The 24,195-nt window shown below is 70.1% G+C and carries 23 protein-coding genes and 2 pseudogenes; 13 read left to right on the forward strand and 12 right to left on the reverse strand.

Features of this window, described 5'->3' with window-relative positions; genetic code table 11:
- Positions 1 to 133: 133 nt before the first annotated feature.
- The 3 genes and pseudogenes from AB0I22_RS38015 to AB0I22_RS38025 form a co-directional block, all read right to left on the reverse strand.
- Complete coding sequence (locus AB0I22_RS38015; RefSeq protein ID WP_363135603.1) at positions 134 to 538, reverse strand: DUF6009 family protein; 405 nt, start codon at positions 536 to 538, stop codon at positions 134 to 136.
- A pseudogene (locus AB0I22_RS38020) lies at positions 535 to 2,028 on the reverse strand (phage/plasmid primase, P4 family). The gene AB0I22_RS38015 and the pseudogene AB0I22_RS38020 overlap by 4 nt, the downstream one beginning before the upstream one ends.
- Complete coding sequence (locus AB0I22_RS38025; RefSeq protein WP_363135604.1) at positions 2,025 to 3,077, reverse strand: bifunctional DNA primase/polymerase; 1,053 nt, start codon at positions 3,075 to 3,077, stop codon at positions 2,025 to 2,027. The pseudogene AB0I22_RS38020 and the gene AB0I22_RS38025 overlap by 4 nt, the downstream one beginning before the upstream one ends.
- 1,177 nt (positions 3,078 to 4,254) lie before the next feature.
- On the opposite strand from AB0I22_RS38025, the gene AB0I22_RS38030 reads away from it, so the two are divergent.
- From AB0I22_RS38030 to AB0I22_RS38040, 3 genes are all read left to right on the forward strand, one after another.
- A complete protein-coding gene (locus AB0I22_RS38030) occupies positions 4,255 to 6,033 on the forward strand; it encodes a hypothetical protein (protein WP_363135605.1) in 1,779 nt (592 codons plus the stop codon).
- Between the two features lie 155 nt (positions 6,034 to 6,188).
- Positions 6,189 to 7,727: a hypothetical protein gene (locus tag AB0I22_RS38035; protein ID WP_363135606.1), complete on the forward strand. Its 1,539-nt coding sequence runs from the start codon at positions 6,189 to 6,191 to the stop codon at positions 7,725 to 7,727.
- A 216-nt stretch (positions 7,728 to 7,943) separates the two neighbouring features.
- Positions 7,944 to 8,993: a hypothetical protein gene (locus AB0I22_RS38040; RefSeq protein WP_363135607.1), complete on the forward strand. Its 1,050-nt coding sequence runs from the start codon at positions 7,944 to 7,946 to the stop codon at positions 8,991 to 8,993.
- A gap of 186 nt (positions 8,994 to 9,179) precedes the next feature.
- On the opposite strand, the gene AB0I22_RS38045 is transcribed toward AB0I22_RS38040, so the two are convergent.
- A complete protein-coding gene (locus AB0I22_RS38045) occupies positions 9,180 to 9,599 on the reverse strand; it encodes a DUF3592 domain-containing protein (protein ID WP_363135608.1) in 420 nt (139 codons plus the stop codon).
- Positions 9,600 to 9,682: 83 nt separating this feature from the next.
- On the opposite strand from AB0I22_RS38045, the gene AB0I22_RS38050 reads away from it, so the two are divergent.
- Both AB0I22_RS38050 and AB0I22_RS38055 read left to right on the forward strand, forming a co-directional pair.
- Entirely contained in the window at positions 9,683 to 10,339 is a 657-nt protein-coding gene (locus AB0I22_RS38050) for an SUKH-4 family immunity protein (protein ID WP_363135609.1), read from the forward strand.
- A 276-nt stretch (positions 10,340 to 10,615) separates the two neighbouring features.
- On the forward strand, positions 10,616 to 10,888 hold the full coding sequence (locus tag AB0I22_RS38055) for a hypothetical protein (protein ID WP_363135610.1): 273 nt from the start codon (positions 10,616 to 10,618) through the stop codon (positions 10,886 to 10,888).
- Positions 10,889 to 11,357: 469 nt separating this feature from the next.
- Here AB0I22_RS38055 and AB0I22_RS38060 read toward each other — a convergent pair whose 3' ends face one another.
- Positions 11,358 to 11,699: a hypothetical protein gene (locus AB0I22_RS38060; protein ID WP_363135611.1), complete on the reverse strand. Its 342-nt coding sequence runs from the start codon at positions 11,697 to 11,699 to the stop codon at positions 11,358 to 11,360.
- 24 nt (positions 11,700 to 11,723) lie between these two features.
- Here AB0I22_RS38060 and AB0I22_RS38065 point away from each other — a divergent pair, with 24 nt between their 5' ends.
- On the forward strand, positions 11,724 to 12,059 hold the full coding sequence (locus AB0I22_RS38065) for a hypothetical protein (RefSeq protein WP_363135613.1): 336 nt from the start codon (positions 11,724 to 11,726) through the stop codon (positions 12,057 to 12,059).
- Positions 12,060 to 12,158: 99 nt separating this feature from the next.
- On the opposite strand, the gene AB0I22_RS38070 is transcribed toward AB0I22_RS38065, so the two are convergent.
- Both AB0I22_RS38070 and AB0I22_RS38075 read right to left on the reverse strand, forming a co-directional pair.
- Positions 12,159 to 13,430: an IS701 family transposase gene (locus AB0I22_RS38070; protein ID WP_363135625.1), complete on the reverse strand. Its 1,272-nt coding sequence runs from the start codon at positions 13,428 to 13,430 to the stop codon at positions 12,159 to 12,161.
- 44 nt (positions 13,431 to 13,474) lie between these two features.
- Positions 13,475 to 14,107: a helix-turn-helix transcriptional regulator gene (locus AB0I22_RS38075; protein ID WP_363135614.1), complete on the reverse strand. Its 633-nt coding sequence runs from the start codon at positions 14,105 to 14,107 to the stop codon at positions 13,475 to 13,477.
- Between the two features lie 189 nt (positions 14,108 to 14,296).
- Here AB0I22_RS38075 and AB0I22_RS38080 point away from each other — a divergent pair, with 189 nt between their 5' ends.
- The gene (locus AB0I22_RS38080; protein ID WP_363135615.1) at positions 14,297 to 15,343 is read left to right on the forward strand and encodes an NAD-dependent epimerase/dehydratase family protein; all 1,047 of its coding nucleotides are present in this window, start codon (positions 14,297 to 14,299) and stop codon (positions 15,341 to 15,343) included.
- 5 nt (positions 15,344 to 15,348) lie between these two features.
- Here the strand turns inward: AB0I22_RS38080 and AB0I22_RS38085 are convergent, their stop codons facing one another.
- Positions 15,349 to 16,179: a glycosyltransferase family 2 protein gene (locus AB0I22_RS38085; RefSeq protein ID WP_363135626.1), complete on the reverse strand. Its 831-nt coding sequence runs from the start codon at positions 16,177 to 16,179 to the stop codon at positions 15,349 to 15,351.
- 488 nt (positions 16,180 to 16,667) lie between these two features.
- Between AB0I22_RS38085 and AB0I22_RS38090 the strand changes: the two genes are divergently transcribed.
- Complete coding sequence (locus tag AB0I22_RS38090; protein WP_363135616.1) at positions 16,668 to 17,993, forward strand: hypothetical protein; 1,326 nt, start codon at positions 16,668 to 16,670, stop codon at positions 17,991 to 17,993.
- A gap of 58 nt (positions 17,994 to 18,051) precedes the next feature.
- Here AB0I22_RS38090 and AB0I22_RS38095 read toward each other — a convergent pair whose 3' ends face one another.
- On the reverse strand, positions 18,052 to 18,255 hold the full coding sequence (locus AB0I22_RS38095; protein ID WP_363135617.1) for a hypothetical protein: 204 nt from the start codon (positions 18,253 to 18,255) through the stop codon (positions 18,052 to 18,054).
- 151 nt (positions 18,256 to 18,406) lie between these two features.
- The gene (locus AB0I22_RS38100) at positions 18,407 to 18,604 is read right to left on the reverse strand and encodes a hypothetical protein (RefSeq protein ID WP_363135618.1); all 198 of its coding nucleotides are present in this window, start codon (positions 18,602 to 18,604) and stop codon (positions 18,407 to 18,409) included.
- Between the two features lie 264 nt (positions 18,605 to 18,868).
- On the opposite strand from AB0I22_RS38100, the gene AB0I22_RS38105 reads away from it, so the two are divergent.
- From AB0I22_RS38105 to AB0I22_RS38115, 3 genes and pseudogenes are all read left to right on the forward strand, one after another.
- Positions 18,869 to 19,213, forward strand: coding sequence for a hypothetical protein (locus tag AB0I22_RS38105; protein ID WP_363135619.1), 345 nt, complete (start codon positions 18,869 to 18,871; stop codon positions 19,211 to 19,213).
- Positions 19,214 to 19,305: 92 nt separating this feature from the next.
- The gene (locus AB0I22_RS38110; RefSeq protein WP_363135620.1) at positions 19,306 to 19,722 is read left to right on the forward strand and encodes a DUF6420 family protein; all 417 of its coding nucleotides are present in this window, start codon (positions 19,306 to 19,308) and stop codon (positions 19,720 to 19,722) included.
- 506 nt (positions 19,723 to 20,228) lie between these two features.
- A pseudogene (locus AB0I22_RS38115) lies at positions 20,229 to 21,622 on the forward strand (amidohydrolase family protein).
- A 331-nt stretch (positions 21,623 to 21,953) separates the two neighbouring features.
- On the opposite strand, the gene AB0I22_RS38120 reads toward AB0I22_RS38115, so the two are convergent.
- Positions 21,954 to 22,217, reverse strand: coding sequence for a hypothetical protein (locus AB0I22_RS38120; RefSeq protein ID WP_363135621.1), 264 nt, complete (start codon positions 22,215 to 22,217; stop codon positions 21,954 to 21,956).
- Positions 22,218 to 22,219: 2 nt separating this feature from the next.
- Positions 22,220 to 22,396 (reverse strand): hypothetical protein, encoded by a 177-nt coding sequence (locus AB0I22_RS38125; RefSeq protein WP_363135622.1) that lies wholly within the window; start codon positions 22,394 to 22,396, stop codon positions 22,220 to 22,222.
- A gap of 103 nt (positions 22,397 to 22,499) precedes the next feature.
- Between AB0I22_RS38125 and AB0I22_RS38130 the strand changes: the two genes are divergently transcribed.
- A complete protein-coding gene (locus AB0I22_RS38130) occupies positions 22,500 to 23,180 on the forward strand; it encodes a class I SAM-dependent methyltransferase (RefSeq protein WP_363135623.1) in 681 nt (226 codons plus the stop codon).
- Between the two features lie 588 nt (positions 23,181 to 23,768).
- Complete coding sequence (locus AB0I22_RS38135) at positions 23,769 to 24,167, forward strand: hypothetical protein (RefSeq protein ID WP_363135624.1); 399 nt, start codon at positions 23,769 to 23,771, stop codon at positions 24,165 to 24,167.
- Positions 24,168 to 24,195: the final 28 nt, after the last annotated feature.

Consider the following 24,195-nt stretch of genomic DNA (forward strand, 5'->3'; position numbering starts at 1 on the left):
GAGACCCTGTCCTCATGCACCGACCTCCCACAGATCACACGAACCAGACCCCCGTTCGATCCGCAAGCTCGATGAGCGATATGAATACGGCCTCTGAAAACATGGCAAGCCCTATCGGCGAGGAGTGGTTCCGTCACGCTTTGGGGAGAGTTATGCCCATTTCACGCATGGCGTCGGAGGCAGGGCCGCCTTCGGAGCGTTCGGTCTTGTAGCCCTTGACGCGGGGTTCGAGGGTGCGGGGGTCGACGGCTTCGGAGGGGGCTCCGCTCGCGTAGAGGCCGTCGGGCTGCTCGTCGCGGTCGTGGGGGGCGAGCCAGAAGACGCGGCGCAGGTAGGTGCCGGAGGCGCGGGAAGGTTTGGCGCCGGGGCCCAGGACGGCGTAGCCGACGAGGCGGCCGTGGCGGTGGTAGGTGGGTTTGCGGTTGCGTCCGGTGACGCGGTCGAGGGTCTGGCGGACGTAGTCGAGAGGGGCGGTGTCCTCGAGCCACACGAGTTCGGCTTCGTGGGTGAGGTCCTCGGGGTCGATCAGGGCGCTCACGCACGCTCCTCGGCGATGTCGGCGATGAGGCCGAGTCCTGGGTAGTACTTCTTGGAGTTGGAGGTGGCCATGTCCTTGGGCGAGCTGATGCCGATGGTTTCGCGGACGCGTGCGGCGAAGGCGCGGGAGGAGACGGGGCTGGCTCCTTCGCCTGCGCACCAGCGGGTGTAGGCGAGGTAGAGGTGTTTCTGCTCGGCGCGCAGACCGGGTTCGACCTTGCAGGATTCGCTCATGAAGCGTCCCATGTGGTCCTCGGTCTCCGCGTAGGCGGTGGTGGCGACGCGCACGCGCTCGGGGCCGGTGAGGTCTTTCTCGCCTCCAAGGTAGCGGCCGGCTCCGGTGACCAGCCAGGCCAGGATGCCGGGCCCTTCTTCGGTGACGAGGATGTCGGCGAGGTTGTCGACCTTGCGGGCGTCGGGCACGACGCGTTCGAAGGGCAGCAGGCGCATGCGGCGCCAGAACGCGAAACCGCCGGTGCCGACTTCGGGGCGGTGGTTGCCCGGGAGGAAGAGCTTGTGGGTGGGGACGAAGGAGAAGAAGTCCTGGCGCATGCGGCGGGCCTTGATGATGTCGCCGCCCGTCAGCAGTTTGACGCGGGCTTCGTCGAAGCGGTCGCCGGCCTTGAGTTCGGAGCAGACGATGACGCGCCGGCCGTGGAGCTCGGCGAGGTCGGTGGGGTGGCCTTCGAAGGGCTTGGCCATCAGGAAGCCGGGCGGCGCGGCGTCGGCGTAGTCGCCGAGCAGTTTGACCAGGACGTCCAGCAGGACGCTCTTGCCGTTCTTGCCCATGCCGTAGAGGAAGGCCAGGATCTGGGCGCCGACGTCGCCGGTGATGGAGTAGCCCAGCAGCAGGTGCAGGAAGTCGATCATCTGGCGGCCTTCGGCGTCGGTGCCGAAGGTGTCCTGCAGGAAGCGGTCCCAGCGGGGGGGTGGGCATCTGCCGGGGGGCGGCGGAGGTCGAGCGGGAGTGGAAGTCGCGGTACGGATCCGGGGTGTTGATGCGCCCGGAGCGCAGGTCGACGATGCCACTGGGGGTGCACAGGGCGTAAGGGTCGGCGTCCAGCAGCATGCCGTGGGCGGATTTGGCCTGCAGGAGCATGGCTTTGATGCCGAAGGTGGACATCGCGCGGCGGCGTTCGCGGCGCAGTTCGGCGTCGGTGTGCTCGCCGCTGGGGTCGGTGCGGGCGAGGGACTCGGCCATGTCGCCGGCGGCCCATACGACGGTGTCGTGGTCGTCGGGCTCCCACCGGCAGCCGGTCCACTTGTACCAGCCCAGGCCGTTGACGTGCCGGTAGTCGCCCGCATAGAGGTGGGCGAAGGACTTGGCCAGGCCCCGGTCGGTGAGCGAGTCGGGCAGCAGCCCGGCCTCGGTCGTGCGGTAGGGGGCGTGCGGCCGCGGGCTTTTGGTCTGGGCGGGGAGCGGCACGGGGGGGGCTGGGCGAGGATCTGCTGGGCGGCCGCGGCGGGGTCGAAGGCGGCTGCGGCGTTCACGGGCGGTCTCCCGGGTAGAGCGGGCGGCGGGCGCCGGCCGTCAGACCGCTGCGGATGATCTGCGTGGCGCGGCGGTGCTGGTGGGGCCGGGCGTGGTCGGCGACGGCCAGCAGCGCCTCCTGGGCGGCGGCTTCGGACAGGAGGCCGCCGGCGACCAGGCCGCCGGCGGTGAAGGCGGCGCGGTTGAGTTTGTCGGAGAAGCCCGCGCCTTCGGGCTGGGCCGCGCAGGCGGCCACCTCGGCGAGGACGTTCTCCAGGACCCGGGCGGCGGGTTTGCGGCCGCCGCCGGCGGCCAGCACCGCCTGGCGGGCCCGGGGCGGCGTCACCGTGGACCGCGGTGCTGCGGCCGGTGGGGCGGGGCGGTCGAGGTGGCCGGTGCGGGTGAGTTCCCGGGCCAGCCACTCGGGCAGCGCAGCGGGCGTGCGGCAGGGGCCGACCGGGGTGTAGACGCCGGCCGAGGTGGCGGTGCCGGGAGCGACGATGTAGCCGCCGGTGCCGCGGACGTCGACCTGCCAGGCCAGGGCCCGGTCCGTCCGGGAGCCGGCCGAGCACAGCCAGCTGCGCCCGGCGCCCGCCCGGTACCAGATGTGTAGGCCGCCCGAAGGGGTGCGCACCCGCAGAGTCGACTCGTCCACGGCGGGGTCGGCGGCGCCGCGCAGCGCGGCCAGGAGCGCCAGGGTGTGGAAGCCGGTGCCGAGGCCGGTGAGGTCGACGGTGTCGTGGATGGCGATGCCGGGCAGCAGCCGCTCGCGCGCGGGCACCGGCCCCGGGTGCGCGTCGACGTCGATGACGACCAGGCCCGCGGGGCCGCAGGCGACGCCCACGCCGAAGTCGGGATGCCGGCCCCACCAGCTGCACAGCCGGTCGAGGTTGAGGGTCGCGCAGTGGAAGCCGTGACACCAACGTCCGGCGGGCAGGCACGGGCACTCGCGGGGGCTGTGTCCGCTCCCGGCGCAGTCGCGGCAGTTGCCCGCCGGCGTCTTGCGGCCCGGGCTGAGCGGGTGCACCGGCCAGCCGGCCGCCGCACACCACTGGGCGACGGTCAGCATCTCGGGACGCAGGAGCGGCAGGGGGATGGCGGGGCCTTCGACTGATCGGTTCGGGCTTCAGTACTCGGGGACATGACTACAAGTCAGCAGGTCAGGGCAGTTAGGGTACGGTCTCCAGCGACTGAAGCGACTCAAGTTCCCAAGTGGGGCGATCACAGGCTAACCGAGGATCTACCCGCGCGCAGGAATCTTTCGCGCGTGGCGTTGACCCGCGCGCAGCAGCGCGCGGTGCACCTTTGACCCGTGCTCGGCCGGACCGTCAGCGACTGAAGCGACCGGCTCCCCGAAACGACTGCGCAAACGCCCGGAGTTCTTGCCCGCGGATCTCGGGGCTTCGGTCGCTTCGGTCGCTCGCACTGCTGTGGCAAGTACCTGAGCTGGAAGAATCCTTGTTGGGCGCTGAGTCGCTGCCACGGGAGGCCTGCCGCCAGAACTGCCGCCATCCCCGGCAAGGCGCGGCGCGACCGAGCGGCTGAAGCAGGACGGCGCCAGGCTCTGGGCCGTTCAGTCCCTCCCCGTGAGAGCGGCCAAGAGGCCTGAGCACCGGCGAGGAGCGACTCGTGCGCTTCAGTCGCTCCCCTCGGTGGCGACGAAAGTTGCAGGTCAGAGCGGTGGTGTTACGTCGCCAGCGACTGAAGCGACTGGAGTTCGGAATTATGAAGACATTGGCGGGCGCGCGTGCGCGTCATAGATACGGACCTTCAGTCGCTTCAGTCGCTTTCCGTCCTCGAAAGAGCCTTTCACCAGGCATTTTCAACAGCGACCGAGCTGAGGAGACCACAGTGCTCAGTCGCTGACCGCTCAACTCAGTCGCTCGACCCGTCACCCGAGACGACAGCCGCTCCCCATCCGGCCGCCGCCGGCTGGCGCTGTAGGCGACGGCCTCGCGGTCGTCTCGGGCTGGGTTTCCTGTGCAGCCGGTGGTTGCGGCCCGGCTGCACAGGAAACCCAGCCCGGTCTCGGGTGGTTCGGCCGAAGCCTCGGCTCCGTTTTTCGCCCAGGCCATGACCCGGGTCGACCAGGCAGTTTTTTCTGCCCTGGACCTGTGCAGCCCCTGACCCGTTTTTTCTTGAGAGGCGACTTCGTGGATCGCGCCCGCTCGGGCCCGGGTGCGCCGTACGGTCGTTCCACGCGATCAGGCAGTGACGCCGGATCAGGTGTCGGAGGGTTTTCGAGGATGGTCAACGCCCGTACGTACCCGCTGTGGCGGGAGCTCGCGATGAGCGAGGACCTCCCCAAGGAAGCCCTCAAGACGGTGATCGAGACCCTGTGCACTCCGGCGACGACTCCGAACGGCTTCGACTCCCAGGCCGACCGGTGGCGGGAGGAAGCACTCACGGCCGCACTGCCCGTGCTGCTGGCCCGGACATCGGCCAAGCGGCTACGCGGCCGACTCCTGATGCACGCCGACGAGAAGACGCTGGCCGCCTTGGCCGCCGCGGGCACGGTGACCACCGCCGATGTGCCCGCCGTCCTGCGGCACCGCCGGGTCTGGGCCGGGCTGATCTCCGCCCTGGCACGGCACCCCGGCCAGGTCGAGGCGGCGATCGCGCTCCTGCCCAGCCTCCCCGACCATGAGGTGGAGGAGGTCGTCCGGGACTGGGATCCCGACCGCTACACCCGCACCAAGGGCGCCGCGCCGGCCCCGCCCGTGCCGCCGGAATTGTTCGACGCCGTCCTGGAAGCCTGCCTCACGCCGCTCGCCGCGTACCTGCTTCACCCGGAACCCGAAGAGGGCTGGGAGGCCGTGTCCGCGTTCTCGGCGGACTGGTCGCTGGAGCTGGGAGGCCGCGCTGGGTGGGCGATGCTGGCCCGGTGTCCCCAGCAGTGGGCGCAGCTCACCGCGCACCCCGTGCTCGGGGCGGCGGTCCAGCACCTGCTGCTGGACCAGGCCGAGACGCAGGCCGTCGAGGATGCTCGGCTCCGCGCCGCCGGCCCGGATAGCGCGGAACCTTCCGTCGGCCCGGTGCCCGCTCTCAGCGAGGAGCTGCTGCTCGCCTGCCTTCCGGCTTTGTGCCTGCCCGAGCTAGCCGAGCTGCCCAATCCGCAGGTGGCGGCCCGCCGGACCCTGCACCACATCGCCCGCCGCGTCCACAACAACCCGCGCTTGGCCGGCCTCGCCGCCGGCCAGCTGCACGCGGCCGTCGACGCGCTCGTCACCCGCGGCCAGCTGCTCAGCTGGGCCGACAAGCAGGAGGGCGGCCACGAGTTCGACGGCCGTGTCCTCCGCCTCGCCGAGGACCTGGCCCTCATCAGTGCCCACCCCGATCACCTCGCCGGGGCCTGTGCCCAGGTCGCCCGACTGGATCAGCCGGCCGTTGTCTCCCCCACGCCGAACCGGACTCTGACCCGCATCATCGACAACATCGATCCCGACCACGACCGTCCGGCCCGGCTCCTGGAACGCCACTCCGAGCACCTCCGGGTCCAGGCCCTCGCCGCCAACCCGCACACCCCGCGCACCGCCGTCACGGACGTCCTGAACGGACTGCACCCCGCCGAACTCGCCTGGATCGCCGAGAAGGCCGGCGGCCCCGACTGGTTCCTGGCCACGGCGGCCGCCGTCCCGGCCCCCGAAGACGAGGACGACGGTGTGGTGCGGCTGCTGGACGACGACGAACTCGGCAAGCACCCCGCCCCCGCAGCCGTCCTGCAGTCCTGGCTCGACTCCCCCGCCACCGGTGAGATCCTCTCCCGCTCCGAGGTCTACCGCACCGTCGTGAAGTCCCGCTACCGCACCCGGGATCACCTGCGTCAGATCCCCGCCGAGGAGATCCTCGCCCGCCACGAACCCGACGTCGCCCTGCCGATCCTGCTGGACCGCTGCGGGCGCAGCACGGGACGGTGGGAGGCCCTCGCCGCCGCCATGACCTTCGAGTACGGCGACGAGGAAATCACCTTCGGTCAGTTCCTCGGCTCCCTGGACTCCACGCCCTCCCGGGCGCGCCCGTCCTGAGCAGGCTGCTTCGCCGGCCACACGCTCCGAAACAGCCCGCGTTCACCTGCCGTCGCCCGTGTGCCGCATACGGTTGCCTCGGCCGCCCGCACGCCGCCCGGCGCAGCGGGAAGACACGGTGAGCATCGCATGACACGGACAGGAGGCAGGCCGGGATGACGCAGGCCGCGGTGAGCGAGCTGGACGAACGGGTGCCCGGGCGCCGTTGGACGGTGCGGCTGGACGCCGCCGGCCGGGGCAGTGCGGCGGTACGCGTCTCGTGCAGCCGCCCCGCCTGCGCCGAGACGCGCCATGCCTCCGCGGCCGCCGGCCGTGCCGCCGCCATCGCCCATCTCAAGGCCCACCTGCGCGCGGCCCCCGCCCCCAGAGCCGGGGCGTACTGCGCGTGCAGGGCCGAGGGCTGCCACACCCATCTCCCCGACACCGGCCGCAACGTGCGCGCGGAACCCTGGCGGTGCGGCGGTCCCGTCGTCCTGGCCGTGACCACCGACCGGGAAGGACGCTGGTGGCAGGCGGTGGAGTGCTGCTCCCGGTGCGCGGCCGCCACCCCCGGAGCCAAGACCGCCGCCACCTCCCCGGCCCCCAAGGCCGCGGACCGTCCGGCCCCCGCCGCCCCCGGCGATGGCGTGCCGCGGTTCTCCGACCGCCAGGTCGCCGCCGGCCCGGTCCCGGCCCCCCGCTCGGCACCCGTTCGGCGCCGCCCGCCACAGGCGAAGATCGCCCAGCGGGTCATTCCACACAGCCTGCGGCCCGTCGCCTTGCGGGACGAACTCATCGAACTCGGTGACCTCTTCCGCGCCTACCAGCAGCGCGACGAGCCCGACCTGGCGCTGCTCGCCGACCTCCAGGAGCGCAAGGCGCGGGCCTTCACCACCTGGGCCGACGTCAGCGGCATCATGAGCCTGCGGCTGGAGGCCCGGCGCGCCGAGCAGGCCGCTGCCGCCGCCCGCCTCCAGCACCAGCAGCGCACCGGCGTCAGCACCGACGACGGGCCGGCAGTGCCCCGGCTGCTGACCGTCCCGGCGCAGTGGGAGCACGCGCGCTCTGTCCTCGCGCACGTGACCGGCCGCACCCCGCTGCCCGGACCGGAAGCACGGCTGCTGGTGCTGATGCTGACCCTGCGCACCGCACACACCGGCACCGGCAACCTCGTCGGCCAGGACCTCACCGCGCTGGGCCTGAGCGACCCGGAGGACCTGGTCGGGAAGCTGACCGGCTGCGGCTGGCTGGAACTTCCGCGCACCGCCGGCGACCTGCTCGCCTCCCGGCCGGAGAACGCCACCCCGATCGCCGTCCCTTCCCTGGCACCCCGCGCGGACGGGGCGGGCCCGTTCGCGTTCGGCAAGAAGATGCGGACCAAACTCTCCGGGTGGGCTCAGAAGGTCATTTCGGACAAGAAGCTCCGCAAGACCAAGGCCACCGCCGGCACCCGGCTGCTCGCCCTGACCCTGGCCACCCAGACCGACGCCTCGGGGCGCCTCGGGCCCGACGGCCGCGGCGTCGCCCTGAACGCCCTCGCCACCTGGGTTCCGGCCGACGCCGGTGAACTGCAGGACATGGTCGACCAGTTGGCCGCAGCGGACTGGCTCACCGACGCCCACCTCACCGACACTCACCTCGCCGGGCAGCTGACCGATCGCGTCCTCCCCCTCAGCTGCCCCCTCAGTGCTCCAGACACGCATCCGTCCGCGTGAACCGTGGCGGTGTCGCCCGACATGGCTCGGTCACCGGTGGATGATGGGCGGTGGCCTGAGGCGGGCCACGTTCTGACCGCCGCCCGATCCGGCGTACCGGGACGCAAGGAGCGTGGCGTTGCACCGGCCTGCACCCCATCGGGATTACACACAGCATCTCGTCAGTGTTCATTGACGTACCGGGATCGGGCAGAGTCGCGTCAGAAAGGCACTGCCGTGAGCGACCATTCCTCGTGGGAATCCCGCAAACTCCGCTACTGGTCCGAGTGCAGTGGGCAGTCGCGCCGCACCGGCCTTCGCACCAGCCACCCGGCGCCCGCGGCCTCGCCGGCGCAGGCACGGCTGGAGAGCCTCGTCCTCGAGCAACTGGGAACCTCCCCGGACCTGTGCGCGCACCCCTTCGGCATCACCTCGCTGAGCAGCGCCGACACGTCCCTCGCGCTGTACCTCGACGCCTACATGGGCCGCAAGCGGTGCTCCTTCCCCGAGCACTGTCTGAGCCGGCTGCTGCCCGCGGCTCCCGCAACAGGAGGCGGCGACGATCCACACGGGATCGCCGGCCTGCGGATGAGCGGTATCGAGGCCGACGATCGGCATCTGCACCTGTACATGGTGAAAGGCACTGGGCCAACAGCCACGCTCGTACTCGCCCTGCCCAAGGGGCTGACGGAGGGCTGGGCGGACATCGAGCGCCGGCACCGGCGCTGGTGCGACGAAAACGGCCTGCGGCCACTGTGGACGGCTCCACAACTCGACGGCGTGGAATCCGGCTACCTCAGCACCTATCTCAGTCTAGAAGGCTCACGGGCCAGGCGGGCCGCGGTGGGCAGCGGGCTGCTCCGGCGTATCGCGCTCTTCCACACCGTCACCGCCTTCTACCGGATCCAGTGCTGGGACGACGGTGACAGCTGGAAGGTCGACGCCCGCACCGCACATCCTCGAGCCCGCTGGCGCGACCAGCTCCTGCAGCGACTGTGCCACCCACGCTGGGGCCTGCCGGTTCACATGGCCCACCGATTCTGCCGCTGCGCCGAACCGGACACCCCTACCAGTGGAACCGCACCTGCGACTTCTACTTCGACGGCGACGCCACCGGCAACGACGACCCCATCTACCTGCGCGTCCACGCCAGCCCCGAAGGGCACGACTACGACCGGCAGATCGCAACACTGCACCAGGTCGGCGCCCCAGCGGACTGGATGGCCCGTGCCTTCCCCGAGCAAGCAGTCCAGCACCACGACCGGCACTGTCAGGCAGGGCGGCTGAGGTAACAGAACGTCTGTCACCGAACGAGAGGATGCCGCGCCTGCCTGGACCGGCCCTGCTCGCCATCAACAGCCCCCATGACCGCGGAAGCCCTGTTCGCCCGCTGGCCCAACGCTACGCAGAAGGCGATCTTTCCCACGGCGGGCTGGTCTTCACCAGCGACTTCGCTTTGTCCACTGGCTGCCGTTATCCTAGGATTTTCCCCGCAACGAAAAGCGCTTCCTTGAGCATCCAGATCGCAGTGAGAGACAGCACTGGAAAAGCGATCAGAGAGAAGATGGTGCCGCCGACGCGGCCGCGCAGTGGAAGTACCTCCGCTCTTGATGGGTTCCGGGGAAGGTACAGAACGCCCATCGTGTCACCGGGGTTCAGGATGCGGCTCGTGGTCGAGGCGCCTGTAATCTCGTGCAGTCTGCCGTGGTAATCCTCGAATCTCACCACGGGCCTGATCCCCTGCTGGCTCCCGAGAACACCCACCAGCACCCCGTTGGCACGCATCCCCTCCCGCCTCAGCCGCACCCAGCCCACATTCATCCGAACCACACCGAAAGCACACGCGGCTGCCACCGCGAGTATGACGAGATAAAAGACAAGTTCCACGACCATTCCGCGCATCGAAACCACTACCTCCCCTGTAGAATAGTTTTGCGGATTCTACCACTGCCGGAAATCCAGGAAGGCGAGTGCAAGTGACACTGAAAGTGTCGGGTGGCTCGCTGAGAATCACAGAACTCCGGAAGGCAGTAAGTTTTGTGTTTAACGGGAGTCAGGGGGAACTTTACTCAGCAGGTGAAGCGCCACCTCCGAGAGGGGAGCCAGGAGAACCAATGGTAGACACAACTGACGAACGCTGGCCGATCTTTTCCATGGTGCAGATCCATGGGTCAAGCACTGAGGACCCAAATTGGGTGGGCCCGGGTCTGACAATTGACGTCCCAGCCGAGATGGTCGGATACAGGTACGAGGCCGACGAGGCGCTGACGATAGTCTCGGACATGGAGTCTGGGCGCTTCGTTAAGTTCGGCTCAAACGGAGTTCTCGGAAGCACCTTGCTCGATACGGCAACAGGTGAAGTGGTCCAGTACGTTCCAGGTGCAGGTCGGGTACATCTGATGAACTCATCGCTCCCCGCTTTCACGGAAACCGTGAAGAAATTTTCAGAGCGTTTCCCTTTCTATAGCTCAGATAGCGATGCGAGTGAGATCGCAGCTGCTGCAGCAGACGTAGATCAGCTCATTCGGCACATCGACCCGCCGGCCCTCGTCCAGGACGGATTCTGGGCAACACTCATTGACGACATGGAAATCGGAGACTTTTCCACAGAGGGAATCCTCGACCTCGCATAGGCCTCCGCGCAGACAGGCCCGAACCACACCACCCACCGCCGGTCACCCAGGCTTGCCCGACGACCGGTGGCAGGGCCCCGACTCGACAACAGCCCCCGGTGCCTCGTGCACGGCTGAACACCGCAGGCCCAGCCGCCGGGGCACTGCATACCGTGCAGACGAGCGGACCGTGCTTCCTCGACGGCCACGGCGTCCCGGCGCCCCGCAAGCGGTTGCCGCTGTGAGCCGTTCAGCGGGGCCGGGCGGCAGGAGCTGACTATGAAAGGAAAACTTCAGATGGCCACATTGGAGCCCTTCTTCGTGCTCGCGAAGGCTGTTTCTGAAGGGAGAATGTCCCCTTCAGAATTCTCTCTCGTCTGCCTTCCCCTGTATAAGGGGTATGGCGGCCCGTACCCATCCCCCGAGCACTATCAGGCTGCGACGGATCTCTTCTATGTTGCGCATGATTACGATTCAGCTGACGCCGAGGTGCCGGATCTGTTGAACGGTGATCAGGTCCGCCTGAAGGCGGCGGATATCGCACGGCGAATGAAGATTCTTCTGCAGTAGCCAAACTCGGGCAGGCCGCTTTGACGGAAGAACGGGTGGGTCCCTCGGTTCAGGGTCGGGAGGCCCACCCGTGTCAGCAGGAACGCCGGAGCCTGCAAGCTGAATCGCCCTGGAAGTCCTCCTCAGACGCCCCGCCGCCCCGTCAAAGCCGTACGCGAGCTCGGCGACAACCACCAGATCACCGAGCTCGTTGCTGACCGCGAGCCGTTTTTCATCAGCCGTGAACAGTCCCCGCCCCCACCGCTACGTCCATGGCGATCGGAGCCCCCGTCCCTGCACCGCGGCCGCCGCGAACATCCAGCAACTCCACGCCGCGCGCTCGACAACGCGACATGCCGCGGCTCCGTCCCCACCCAGGCCATGACCCGGGTCGACCAGGTGCTGAAGGCCGTCCCGCGTAGACCGCACGGGGCGTCCGCGCCTGACTCGGTGTCGCCGAGGTAGTACTCAGCGAGCCCGGTTAGTCGGGTCATCCGGCGAGTCGTTGCCGGGCGTACTCGCGCAGTTCAGTCATCGGCTGTTCGGTCCGGTGGTCCAGGCGGCGGATGAGTGCGGAGGCGAGGTCGATGCAGCGCATGGCCCCGGAGTCGAGGGCAGTGTCGAAGGCGGCGCGGGCGTCGGCCGCGGCGGCGGTTGCGTCGCGGTGGTGGAGCGCTCCTTCGGCCCGGTAGGTCAGGAAGACCGCTTTGGTGCGGGAGCGGCGTGGGTCGAGTTCGCCTAGTCCGGTGTCGATGGCGGTGCCGGCGCGGTGGGGATCGCCGAGGTCGAGCCAGCAGCGTCCGGCGTCGGCGTTGAGGTCCGCGATCGACATCCAGGAGATAACGGGGGGTGTGTCGTGGGGGCGGGTCCTGTCCAGTTCGTTCTCGGCGGACGTCAGGGCGCGCTGGGTTGCATGGCGGTCCTGGAGTACGGCGCAGGCTCGTGCGCGGCGGACGTCGAGCAGGGCGCGGGCGGCCGCCGTCCGGGTGCGGGAGTGGGCGTGGTCCAGGACGCGGATGGCGTCGGCGGGCCGGGCCAGCCAGGTGGCCTGGTAGGCGAGGTCGGAGAGGGCGACGGCGGCGAGGTCGCGGTCGCCGGCCTGGTGGGCGGCGTGGACGGCGGCTTGCCAGTGGCGTTGGGCGTCGGCGTGCCGGTCGGCGTCGAAGCGCAGCCATGCGGCGCAGTGGGCTAGTAGGACTCCGTTAGGTCTGTCTGGATCTTGATGGTCTGTGGTGGTGTCGGGTTGTTGAGAGGGGACGGTGGCAGGTGGTGCACCGGCCGGTCCAGCAGTTCAGCAGGTCCTGGAGGGCGTCGAGGATCTGGTAGAGGGTGAGGCCGGTGTGGGGGCTTTTGGGGAGAGCCGCTGTTCAGTGAGGAAGGCGTGGGCGGCGGTCACGAGGGTGACGTGGTGGTGCCAGCCGGGCCAGGACCGGCCTTCGAAGTGGTCCAGCCCCAGGCCATGCTTGAGTTCCCGGTAGTCGTGCTCGATCCGCCAGCGGATCTTCGCCAGGCGGACCAGTTCGGCGGTCGGGGTGTCCTCGGGCAGGCTGGAAAGCCAGTATCCGGTGGGCTCCGCGGCACCGTCGGGCCACTCTGCCAGCAGCCACATCTCGGGCAGCACGCCATCCCAGCCGCCGCTTCGCGCGATGGCCGCGCCCTGCACCAGGCGGCGGACCTTCACCCCGGCGGGCCGCACCCGCAGCGCCAGGAAACCGGAGCGCAACGCCGTACGGGAGCCGGGACGCCAGGTCACCTCGGTGAAGGCGTCCCGGCCGGCGGCGGCAACGAGCCCGGCGACGGCGGTCGGCGGGTGCCGGTAGCGGGGCACCGGTTTGCGGCCGTTGCCCGACCAGGACGGCGTGTGCGGCACGGCGGCGCCCGGCCGGACGGTGGTGTCACTGCGCACGGCCACGACGTAGGCGGTCCCCCGGCTGGTCAGGCCGGCCCGGAAGGCGGCGTTCTGTCCGTAGCCGGCGTCGGCCACCACCAGTGGCGGCCGCATCCCCCAGCCGGCCAGCTCGTCCAGGATGTCCAGGGCAAGCAGCCACTTCTCCCGGTGCCCGCACTCCTCGGGCACCCTGGTCCGCTGCCGCCGCACGGCATCCTCGGCCCATTCCTGCCCCAGGAACAGCCGCCACTGCAGCGGGCAGGACGCGGTGTCGGTGACCGCGTGGACGCTCACCGCGACCTGGCAGTTGGCCTGCTTGCCCAGCGCACCGCAGTACTGGTGGGCCACGGCGACCGACATCCGGCCGTCCTTGGGGAAGGACACATCATCGACCGCCCACGCCTCCGCTCCTATCAGCGGGAGCATCCGCTCCGCGATCCGCCGCCGTACCGGCACCGGGTCCCAGGTCGACTGGTTCACGAACTGCTGCAGGTTCTGCTCGTCGCCGTCCGCCAGCCGCCCGGCCATCGCCTGGACCGACTTCCGGCGCCCGTCCAGCATCAGCCCCCGCAGATAGCAGTCCCCCTTGGCACGCTGGTCCTTCCGCGGCACCGAGGCGAACACATCCGCCACGAACTCCGCCAACCCCACCCGCAGACTCTCCACTTGCCGCATGTCCACGAACCCAACATGCACCCGAACAGCCCAGACAGGAAGACCTAACGGAGTCCTACTAGGTCGGCGGTCACGGTGTGGAGGCGGCGTCCTGCTGCCGGGGTGTAGCAATCCTGGGTGATCAGGTCGATGGCGGTGTGCAGGTGGGCGTCGATGAGGGGGGATACCTGCGGGTTGGGTCCGGCGGCGAGGGCGCGCAGTTCGCCGGAGCGCTGTTCCAGCCACGTCAGGAGTTCTTCGTCGAGGTGGTGTCCGTCGAGGGCTTGGGAGAGGTGGCGTGGTTCGATGCGGGCCCAGTCGGCGGCGACGGTGATGAGGGTGCTGCTGCTGAGTACCAGGAAGGATCGTCGGTCCATGCGGGTGTTCTGCACCTCTCTCAGGGCGGCCCGGCTTCCTGCGGGGGTGAACGGGGCGGGCTGGTCGAAGGCGGGCAGCCAGTGGGGCCACGGGAGCTGTTCGAGCGCGGCGGCGGGGACGTCGAGGACGTCGGCCAGCAGGGACTGGCTCTCCTGGTTCGGTGTGATGGTGCCGGTCTCCCAGAGCCAGATCCGGTTGCGGTCGATGCCGCTGCGCAGGCCGCGCCTGCGGGCCTGGTCCCGGAGCAGGTGGGCGAGGTCGTTCATCGACCAGTGGTGATCGCGGCGCAGGTGTGCCAGCGGGTGACGGTCCAGTTCCATGTCGCCCCCTCGCCTACCGACGCTGCCTGTCCACCATCCCGTACCGGGGCGGGCTTGAGGAGGCTCCGCCGACGGCGGGCACACATCGGCCACACAGTCGTCCCCTGGGGCACGGCGTGTTCCGGTGGTGTCCTCGACGGCGTGACGCCGCGCATCCGCGGGGCGCCGTCGAGAAGGGCTGGCCCTCGCGTGAACACCAGGGATCGCTTCGCTGCTCTGTCCGGCGCCACCGTCATGGTGAGCGGAGGCTTCGGGCTGGTCGGCAGCCGCATCGTGCACAGGCTCCGCGCGCTGGGCGCCAAGCCGCTGGCCGTGGGCCGACTGGACGCCTACGGCAGTCGCGTCTACTCCCGCGTGTTCGGTATCTCGCCCGGCGACCCGGACGTCGTCGCCGGCGACATCACCGACGCCGCGCTGATGGACGACCTGGTCTCGCGCAGCGACTACGTCATCCACGCCGCGGCGCTGGCCGACGTCGCGGAGTGCACCCGCAATCCGTCGGCGGCGCTGGAGGCCAATATCCGCGGGACCCAGACCGTGCTGGATGCCGCGGCCCGGCACAGCGGCACCCTGAGACGGCTGATCTTCGTCTCCTCGGCCAGCGTCTACGGCCTCGGCCACGGCTCGGCGAACGCGGGGGCCCGGTTCAGCGAAGAGGACGCGCTCACCCCCGGCTCGGTCTACGCCAACACCAAACTGTGGGGCGAGCACCAGAGTGCCCTGGTCCTGAGCGGCGGTTACGACTCGTACGCGATCGTGCGGTACTTCTCCGTCTACGGACAGCCGCAGGTGGTCAAGGAGAACAGCCACAGCTGGGTGGTGGCCTGGTTCGCGATGCGGGCCGCGCTCGGCCTGCCGCTGCATCTCAACGGCGGCGGCCGCCAGGTCCGGGACTTCGTGCACGTCGACGACATCGCGGACGCGACCTTGCTGTCGGCCGTGACCGCGCGCGCCCACCGGACGACGCTCAACGTCGGCACCGGCCGCGCCACCTCCATCCGGCAGATCGCCGACCTCGTACGCCGCCACCATCCCGGTGCGCGGATCATCGAGACCCCGAGGCCGCCGGGCGATCCGCTCGGAGCCTGCGCCGACACCACCCGCATGCACCAGGTGCTGCAATGGGTACCGCGCGTAGGCATCGAGGACGGGGTGAGCCGCTACCTGGAGTGGCTGCAGCGGACCCCGCAGGCGATTCCGGCGTGGCTGCGCACCAAGGCCTCGGCCCTGCAGTGAGGGAGTCAGATCACCGGGGGGCGGCCGAGGCGGGCCAACTGGAACACGGTGCGCCAGCGCATCGGCTTCCGGTGCCCGCACTCGGTGCGCCAGCCCTCGGCGAAACCTGCGAACCAGGCCCGCAGCCCGACGAGCGTACGGGTGCGGGCCAGCGTCAAGGCCACCCACACCCCCAGGTAGACCGGGACGAGCACCGCGGGCAGGTGACGGCGTGCCAGGTAGACCCGGTTGCGGGCGTTGACCTGGTAGAAGAACGCGTGCCGGGCCGGGGAGGTACGCGGGTGCTGAAGCAGCAGCTGCGGCGCGTAGCGCACCTGCCAGCCCGCGTCGATCGCCCGCCAGGCCAGGTCGGTCTCCTCGTGCGCGAAGAAGAACGCCTCCGGCCAGGGGCCGACCTCCCGCAGCATCTTCACGGACAGGACATGGGCTCCCCCGAGGAAGCCGGTCACCAGGCCGCCGCGCATCGGATCGCCGGCCCGCAGCCGGGGCACGTGGCGGCGCTGGGTCAGCCCGGTCTCATCCGCGATGCGAAACCCGACAATGCCCAGGCCCTCGTCGGCCTCGTACAGGGCGGTGATCGTGGCGAAGACGTCGTCGGAGACCAGCAGTCCGTCGTCGTCCAGGTCCAGCACCAGGTCCATGTCCCCCAGGTGCGCCAGGGCGGCGTTGCGGCCGCCGGTCACTCCCCGGTTCTCTTCCAGCTGCACCGCCTCGACCCACGGCGGCACCTCGGGCATCGCACACCCGTTGGCCACCACCACCGTCCGCGCGGCCTCAGCCGTCTGCGCACGGACCGAGGCCAGCAGCTCCGCCAGCTCCTTGGGCCGGGTGCCCATCGTCAGGATCGCCACACCCAGCTTCACGCCTGCTCCGTACCCATCCGTGTGAAGAACGCCATGACCGACCGCACCCGGACCAGCCGCGTCTGCCCGCATGAACTCGCCTCCCAGCACCGGCCGCCGGCCGATGCATCCGGTGACGCTCGGGTGGATTACGGGCGACCGTCCGACGAATTCCGATGCCGCCCCAGCTTCCCACGCCCGGAACCCCTGCCCGGGCCGGCGAGACCGGGGGCACCCGAACGAGCGCCAGCGCGCCTGCCGGCAAACCCCAGGCCGGCCCCGTCGACATCCTCCAAGGCGGCCGACTCCCGCACCTGCTGCCGCCTCAGCGGTGCTGCCCGGCCCGGATGCGGCTTCCGGCACAGCACCGGCGCCTTCGCTTCGTCGTGCGCAGCGAGCCGGCCGCCACGACGAAGCCCACCCCGGCACGCTCTCGCCGGCGCCCGACGCTTCTCGCCCATCCGACCAGTAGGAGATCTCCCGTGGACACCGACCTCGACGACGCCCACACCGATCACACCCAACCCTGCACCCGCCCCGCCCCGGCCGGGTGCGCCGAGAGCGAGGACGACTGGCGCCGCCGGCTCCAGCACGAGACCCCCGGCGGCCACCTGCTCGCCCACAACGCCATGACCCAGACGCTCACCAGCGGTCGGCCGATCCGCCTGCTGCACACCACGACGGCCCTGGACGCCATCCGCGCCAGCGGCCAGCTCTACGCCTCCTCCGGATGCCTGCTCGCCGCGCTGTACTGCACGCCGCTGACCGAGACCCCCGCCGGCTTACGCCCGCACAACCTCGGCGCCTACCTGCTGGAGACCAAGCCGCACACCCAGACCCTGATGATCGAGATCACGCCCACCACCCCGGCCCCGGCCAAAGGCATCGACTACCTCCGGCTCGGCCGCGTCCACCTGAACACCTACCTCGATCACCGCAACTTCCTCACCGAGACCGAGGACCTCCAGCTGCGCGGAAGAACGCTGCACCAGATCCGCGAAGCCGCCCCGTTCCTGGACCTGGCCCTGGCGAACGCCTCCGGACGCCGGACGACGCCGGACACGTTCGTGGACCGGCTCGCCGCCACCGTCCCGGACCTGCCGTTCCTCGGCTACGTGTACTTCGAGGTGCTGTCGGAATACCTGATGCTCCACTCCGCCAGCACCGAGACGACGGCGTGCGCACAGGCCGGCGAGATGAACAACCGCCTCTACAAGCGCCTGGCGTTCTCCGCCGTCCGCGGCATGGACAAGCTGTTCGACCTGTCCCGCTTCCATCCCGGACACCAGCGCCTGCACGACGTGATCGCCGGTATCGAACGCTCTCTCGCCCCCGGAGCAGCCCCGTACACCCGAGACCGCCTCTCCCACCTGCTCACCACTCTGGCCCTCAACCCCGATCAGGACGCCGCCACCTTCACCTTCCGCGACCAGGACTTCGACAGCCTCGTCCGGACCGCGCCGTCCCTGCTGGGGCAGACGCTCTTCCGCGAGATGAGCTTGCTCCAGCGCTATCCGCAGCTCTACCTCGTCTTCGAGCAGGCCAAGGCCCTTCGGGCCTGGACCTACTGGAACCACCACCAGATCGCGACGCCGTTCAACGGTTTCCTCCCCAAAGGAGAGATCGGGGTCAACCCCGCCTTCCCCGCCCTCTGCACGGTCTGGCTGACAGAGACCTACGAGCGGGGCCTGATCCACCCGTCCCACGAACTCGACGTCACCTTCGCGCCCCGCATGGCGGATCTGGGCCTGACCGCCATGCGACGGGACACCACCGGCAAGGCCGCCGGACACCCCACCGCCGCCTGAACCGCTCAACCGGTGCCCCATCCGGCCGCCCACCCCGCCGGACGGATTCCGCCGGCGTTCACTTGTGGTTCTGGCAGTACCGGAGCGTCGGAGCGTCTTCGACCGCCTCGTCCGTGTGCTGACCCACCCCGGTCAGGAACATGTCGAGCAGGCGTTGCGGCTTCTGGCCGCCGCCCGGCCGGCCAAGGGGAGCCCGGTATGCGGCGTCGTTGCTCGCCGCGGGCCGGACCCGGGGAACCTGCTCGTCGTCGCGGGCGGCCACACGCGCTGCGCCGGTCCTCGACCCCGCCTGGCACTTCGCGCCCCGCGGCATCTTCTGCCCGGCCGGCGCTCCAGAACCACCTCGGGGGACCGCCCCGGGTGCCTGCAGCGCTGTACGGCCGGGGACCGAGTGGCGCCCTGTCGCCTGCTGTTCAGCCTCGATCCCACTTGATCGGATAGTGCGGCGTCGGCCGCGGCCGCGGCGCCGGAGCCTTCCAGCCCGGCAACTTGACCGGGTAAGCACCGGTGGACTTCTCGGGTCTGGGCGTCTTCCCCGATCCGCCGCTGCCGGTGCCTGGGATACCGCCGATCACGACGACCGCCAGTGCGAACGCCGCCAGGATGGACATCTCCCGCCGGGCTCCTGGCGCCCACCGGGAGTAGCCCCGCACCCTCGTGCCGCCACGCTCGTGCTCTCGTACCCAAGGCATGTGCTGATCCCCTCCGGTCCGGTGCGCCTCCCCGCGCAACCAACCCATGAAAGCAGGCCCCACCGACAACCAGTCGCGGAATGATCACCTTGGGCGGTCCCCGAGTCACTGCCGGTATCGGCCCTGCAGCGAGTTCGACTCCGGCCGGGCGAACTGCATGAACGACAACTGCAGACTTGGGCCGTGAGCATTCTCTTCGTCTTGAACGCGACTCTCGCCATGGGCGGTGTCTTCTTCGTGGTACTCGCCACGCTCCAGCCCTCAGCGCTCGTCAAGGAGGGCGCCGAAGGCGTCGGGGCTCTTTTCTACGCACGGATGTACGCGGCCAAAGCCGTCCCGCTCTGCGTGCTCGCCGCCGTCATTCCGTTTCTCACCACGGGTGCTGTACCCGGCCTGTGCCTGCTCGGCGCAGCCCTCTCCCAGGCGATGGACTCAGCGATCGGGCTCGGGCGACGCAACCTGCGCCAGGTCGTCGGCGGCACCGTCGCGACCGTCCTGCATGCCCTGGTCGCTGTTCTGATTTGGTGACGATCACGATCGTGCTGTGCTTGTCCCGTCTTGCCGCAGTGGTCGGTGGAGCTCGCGGTCTGAGCCGCTGGTTCCCCAGGAGGGCCGAGAAGGTGCTGCGGAGGGCGATGCTGGTGTGCTGCGCCCACTGCGGCACCGGGGCTGTGGCCGTCGGCTGCTACATCACCTCCGGCGGCGGGAGGCTCACCGTCAAGGAAACCGGCGGGCACTTCGGCTGTCCGAACCAGCGCACCGAGAAGAGGAACGCCGACTGCAAACGGCTTGGCCAGGCCGCCGAGGGGCATTGCCTGCACGCCGGATGCCGCCACCTCGGCGCCGACACCCAGGCGGCGAAGCGCACCTTCCGGGTACGGAGCGGCAGCATCGACCTCACCGCCTTCGCGCGGGCCTCGCTCGCCGTCGAACTCGGCGACGGACGCCCCGCAGCCCTGCTTCTGCAGGCTACGGAAGCGCTGGTCGGCCTCGTACGCCGGGAGGGCCCGCAAACAGGGCAAGCAGGCACCGGTTAGAGCTGCTGGACCCAACAGGTCTGACCAGACGCGGCCGTCGCGGCCGTACGGTCCGGCTGCAGACGAATCGGATGCCAGCTGACCTTGAGGTCGGCATGACGCGAGTCGTAGCTAACGCTCGATCCGAACTCGGTGCCGAGCCTCACCCGTTCTTTCCGTCCGGGAGCCCGCGCCCAGTGCTGCGCATTTCGGAGGTCACGGCTGCTCCCCGGTGAGGAAGTTCCGGACGCCGGCCGCCAGGGAAGCCACCTGCTCGCCAGCCTCCAGCCAGGTGGTCACCCCAGCGGCCACGGCCGCAAGGCCCAGGTCAGCCCAACGTAACCGCCGGAGTGGTCGGCAACGTGTGGTGTGTCGGTGACTGCGGCTTCGTCATAGCGATGGCGAACCTGGGTCCGCTGTACCAGGGCAAACGGGGGCCTGGTTGCCGTCGCCGGACGAACGAAGGCTGGGCTCATCGCCCACCCGGCCGGGCCCTTGGCCATGGCCCGATGAACAGGACCTCCCCTTTGTCTTTCTCCGACACCACCAGCCCGGCCGTGCTCGAACAGCTTCAGCAGCGGTCCGCCGACCCGAAGCGGCGCATCCTGTTCACCGGGGCGACCATCGTCACCATGGACGCCGGCCTCGGTGTCCTGCATGGCACCGACCTGCTCGTCGAGGGTGAAACGATCATCGCGATCGGTACCGGCCTGGACCGGAACGGTGCGGTGGTCGTCGACGCTTCGGGCACGATCCTATCCCCGGCTTCGTCGACACCCACCGACATGCCTGGGAGACGCAGCTGCGCTGGATCATGCCGGACGTCGACGACCTCGGCGCCTACGTGATGTCGACCCTCGCCGGCTACGCCACCGTCTACCGGCCGCACGACATGTACATCGGGACCAAGCTGGCCGCGCTGACGGCGATCGACAGCGGCATCACGACCATGCTCGACTTCTCCCACAACTCCCGCACCCCCGAGCACTCCGACGCCGCCGTACAAGCGCTGATCGACACCGGCATCCGCGGGGTGCACGCCTCCATGGGCCCGCACTTCGGCGACTGGGACAAGCAGTGGCCCGGCGACTTGGCCCGCCTCAAGGACACGTACTTCGCCGGTGACGACCAGCTGCTGACCCTGCGCCTGGCAGCCCTGGCCACCGACGAGATCGCCGGGCCCGCCCTCGCCTACGGCCCCGAACTCGCCCGCACCGCCAAGGGCCTGGGCATCGGGGTGAGCGTCGACGCCGTCTTCGGTACTTCCTCCTCGGCGGCCATCCTGAACTGGGCGAAGGACGGCATCCTCGGCCCGGACCTCACCCTCATCCACGCCACCGGCCTCACCGGCGAGGCGTGGAAGGCGATCGGGGCCAGCGGCACGACGATCGCCCTGGCCCCGACCTCGGATGCCCAGATCGGACTGGAGACCGCGATCCCCGCGATCGACGAGGCCCTGGCCGTCGGTGTGCGGCCCGGGTTGAGTATCGACGTGGAGGTGGCGCTGGTCAGCGACATGTTCACGCAGATGCGGGCCCTGCACGCCATCCAGCGGATGCGCGCCGTCAACGCCGTCTACGGCACCGACGAGCAGCCGGCCCGGATCAGTACCCACGACGTCCTGGACTTCGCCACCCTCCAGGGCGCCCGCACCAACGGCCTGGTCGGCGTCACTGGCTCGCTCACCGCGGGCAAGAAGGCCGACCTGCTGGTCATCCAGGCCGAGGACCTCAACAACATGCCGCTCAACGACGCGGTGGGCACCACCGTGCTCGGCTCCGACGCCCGCAACATCAGCGCCGTCCTCATCAACGGGCAGCCCCGCAAGTGGAACGGCCAGGTCCTCGACGTCGACCTGCCCGTCCTGCGCGACGAGGTCCACGCCTCCCGCGAGTACGTCCTCAACACCCCTGCGGCCTGAGCACCGCCGCTCCGCGTCGAAGACCTGGGCAGCACCTCCTCAGGGCCTCGGGAAGCGGTACACCGCCTCAACGGTGAGCCGTCGGTTATCTGCCGCCGGTGGGCGGTCCCCGTGACTGCTCACCGCCAAGCAGGGCGTCGCCTGCAGCTCTCCGCGCAGCGATGCGAACGTCTTCATGCCGGTCTTCGGCTGGGGATGTTCATCTGCGCCGGGGGGCTCGCCCGGTACTTCCTCGCCCGTGCCCCGTGGTCCACCGCCGGCGAGGTCATGCCCGGCGAGCGAGCCGGACGTCCGGAGTTCCCCGAGCCGGAGGCCGGCACCTGGGCTCGGCTCAGTCCCCCGCCCGGCGTTCGCCGTCCAGGTGGACCATGGCGTAGGCGTGCTCTTCCGGATGACGGGCCAGGCGTGCCATCACCCACGCGGTCCGGGCGTCCGTCCCCTCCCCGCAGTCGGCGGCCAGGCGCCGCGCCTGCCGCGTCGTGCGCGGGGCGAGCACCCACCGTACGAGCGGGAAGCGGACGCGGCCGGGGCCGGTCGTTCGTCCCGGCCCGCCCTGGGAGTCCTCGGCGGGATCGGGGCTGTTCAGGTCGGTCACGGTCACGAGCCTGGCGACGGCTGCACCGCCGTGACCGCCACCCGGTCGGAGATCACCTCAACGGGCGGCGACACGTCATCGGCGTTGACGCTCCAGAGGCCAGCGGCCGAAAGCTGAGGGGCCCGCCAGTCTGGTGCGGTGTCCTTGCTGTCGATGGCGTCTACGCCGCTCCGGTCCATGTCACGAGGGTCTGGCACAGGCTCTCCTCGACCCTTGGACGCCGTGTTGCCGGACCGGCAACACAATTCGCGTGGCCGGGACGCGATAGGCGACGGTGGGCCGTTGACCGACAACATCTCAGCGGGATCGCCCGCGTCCGACATTCCTTCGTCTGGCGATGGATACGTCGGAGACCCCGCGGTGCGAGCGGAGTGGGACAACCGGTACGCCGACCGACAACAACTGTGGAGCGGCCAGCCCAACGGTGCACTCGTGGCCGAGATCGCCGAGCTCACCCCCGGGCGGGTGCTCGACGTCGGCTGCGGCGAGGGCGCGGACGCCGTCTGGCTCGCGCGCGGCGGCTGGGACGTGACCGCGCTCGAGGTCTCGGGCGTGGCACTGGAGCGGGCGGCCGGACACGCGCGGGACGCTAGCGCCGCCGTTCACTGGATACACGCCGCACTGACGGAGGCGGCTCTCCCGTCGGCCTCCTTCGACCTGGTCTCCGCGCAGTACCCGGCCCTGCTGCGCACCCCCGACGCCGCAGCCGAGCGAGCACTACTCGCAGCCGTCGCGCCCGGCGGCGTGCTGCTGCTCGTACACCACGCGGGGATCGACACCCAGCAGGCGCACAACAGCGGATTCGACCCGGCTGACTACGTCTGGCCCTCGACGGTCGCCGCGCTACTCGACGACGACTGGGAGGTCGAGGTGGACGAGCAGCGGCCACGGATAGCACCCGACGGCGGCGCCGGCGCGCACCACACCGACGACCTGGTGCTGCGTGCGCGACGGCTGCGCTGAGCCCCTCCACTCGCGCAACTGGGCGGAGTCGATCACCGAGCCACTGGCAGCGTGCTGCGGCCTCGCATGGAACCGGGGTGTTCTCGCTGCTCCGAAACCCCACAGCTGTTCCGAGTCACAGGTCAGCTGCGTATCGATTCGGTGCGCGGTTACATTCCGCATCCGCCCGGCCTCCGCGACGAACTGGCGGGCGAGGGCGACAGCCTGTGAGACTCATCATCGCGCCTTCGGACGCGGCGTCTCCGCATTCCTGCCGTCCTCCGCCGCGGTGGCCCGGCGGAGGTGGTAACAGCCGCGCCGGCGGCCCTGCGGACCGTCCCCGTGCAGATCGGCGTGCTCCAAGCCGCCCGGCCCTCCTCGACGAGGTGGCAAACGCCGGCGAAGAGGCGGACGAAGCGCGGCACCGGGCCGCCGCGGACACCATGGCGCTGCTGCGGCCGCGAGGGCTGCCGCCGTTCGAGGGCCCTCCGATTTTCCCCAGCCGCCCGGAACCCTTTTTCTGCCACATGACTCAAACCTCCTGCTGCGGCCGCGCCCGGCGGACTAGAAATGCCGGGCGGGAATTCCCCCCGAAACAGGAGGTCCATGATGAGCACGGGTATGCGCCGACGAGCCGCGACGACTGCCGTGGCACTGACGTTGGCGGGCACACTGGGGGGCGGCCTGATGACACCGGTGGCGTCTGCCGCCGGCCACGGTCCCTGCTACGACGGGCGGTGCACGACCAAGGTGTCGGCACCCAAGACCATCAAGGTCAGCAGCCGCAAGTTCGGGTTCAAGCAGTTCAAGATCACGCGCATCAGCCCCCGGTCCGTGACCGTGTCGGCCACCACCACGACCGGAGCGCGGCTCGGCGGCAGCGCCAGCCCGGACAGCACTGTCCAGCTCAACAACCTGAAGATCTGGGTGAAGTGGATCTCCGGCCGTAAGGGCGTGCAGATCTTTAACTCGTGGCTTTCCGCTCGGTGGTTCGTTGGTCTGGCGTGAGCGGGTTGGAAAGTCAGCGGGCTGTGCT

Origin of the sequence: Streptomyces sp. NPDC050610 (assembly GCF_040654875.1) — a bacterium.
Classification (GTDB): Bacteria; Actinomycetota; Actinomycetes; order Streptomycetales; family Streptomycetaceae; genus Streptomyces.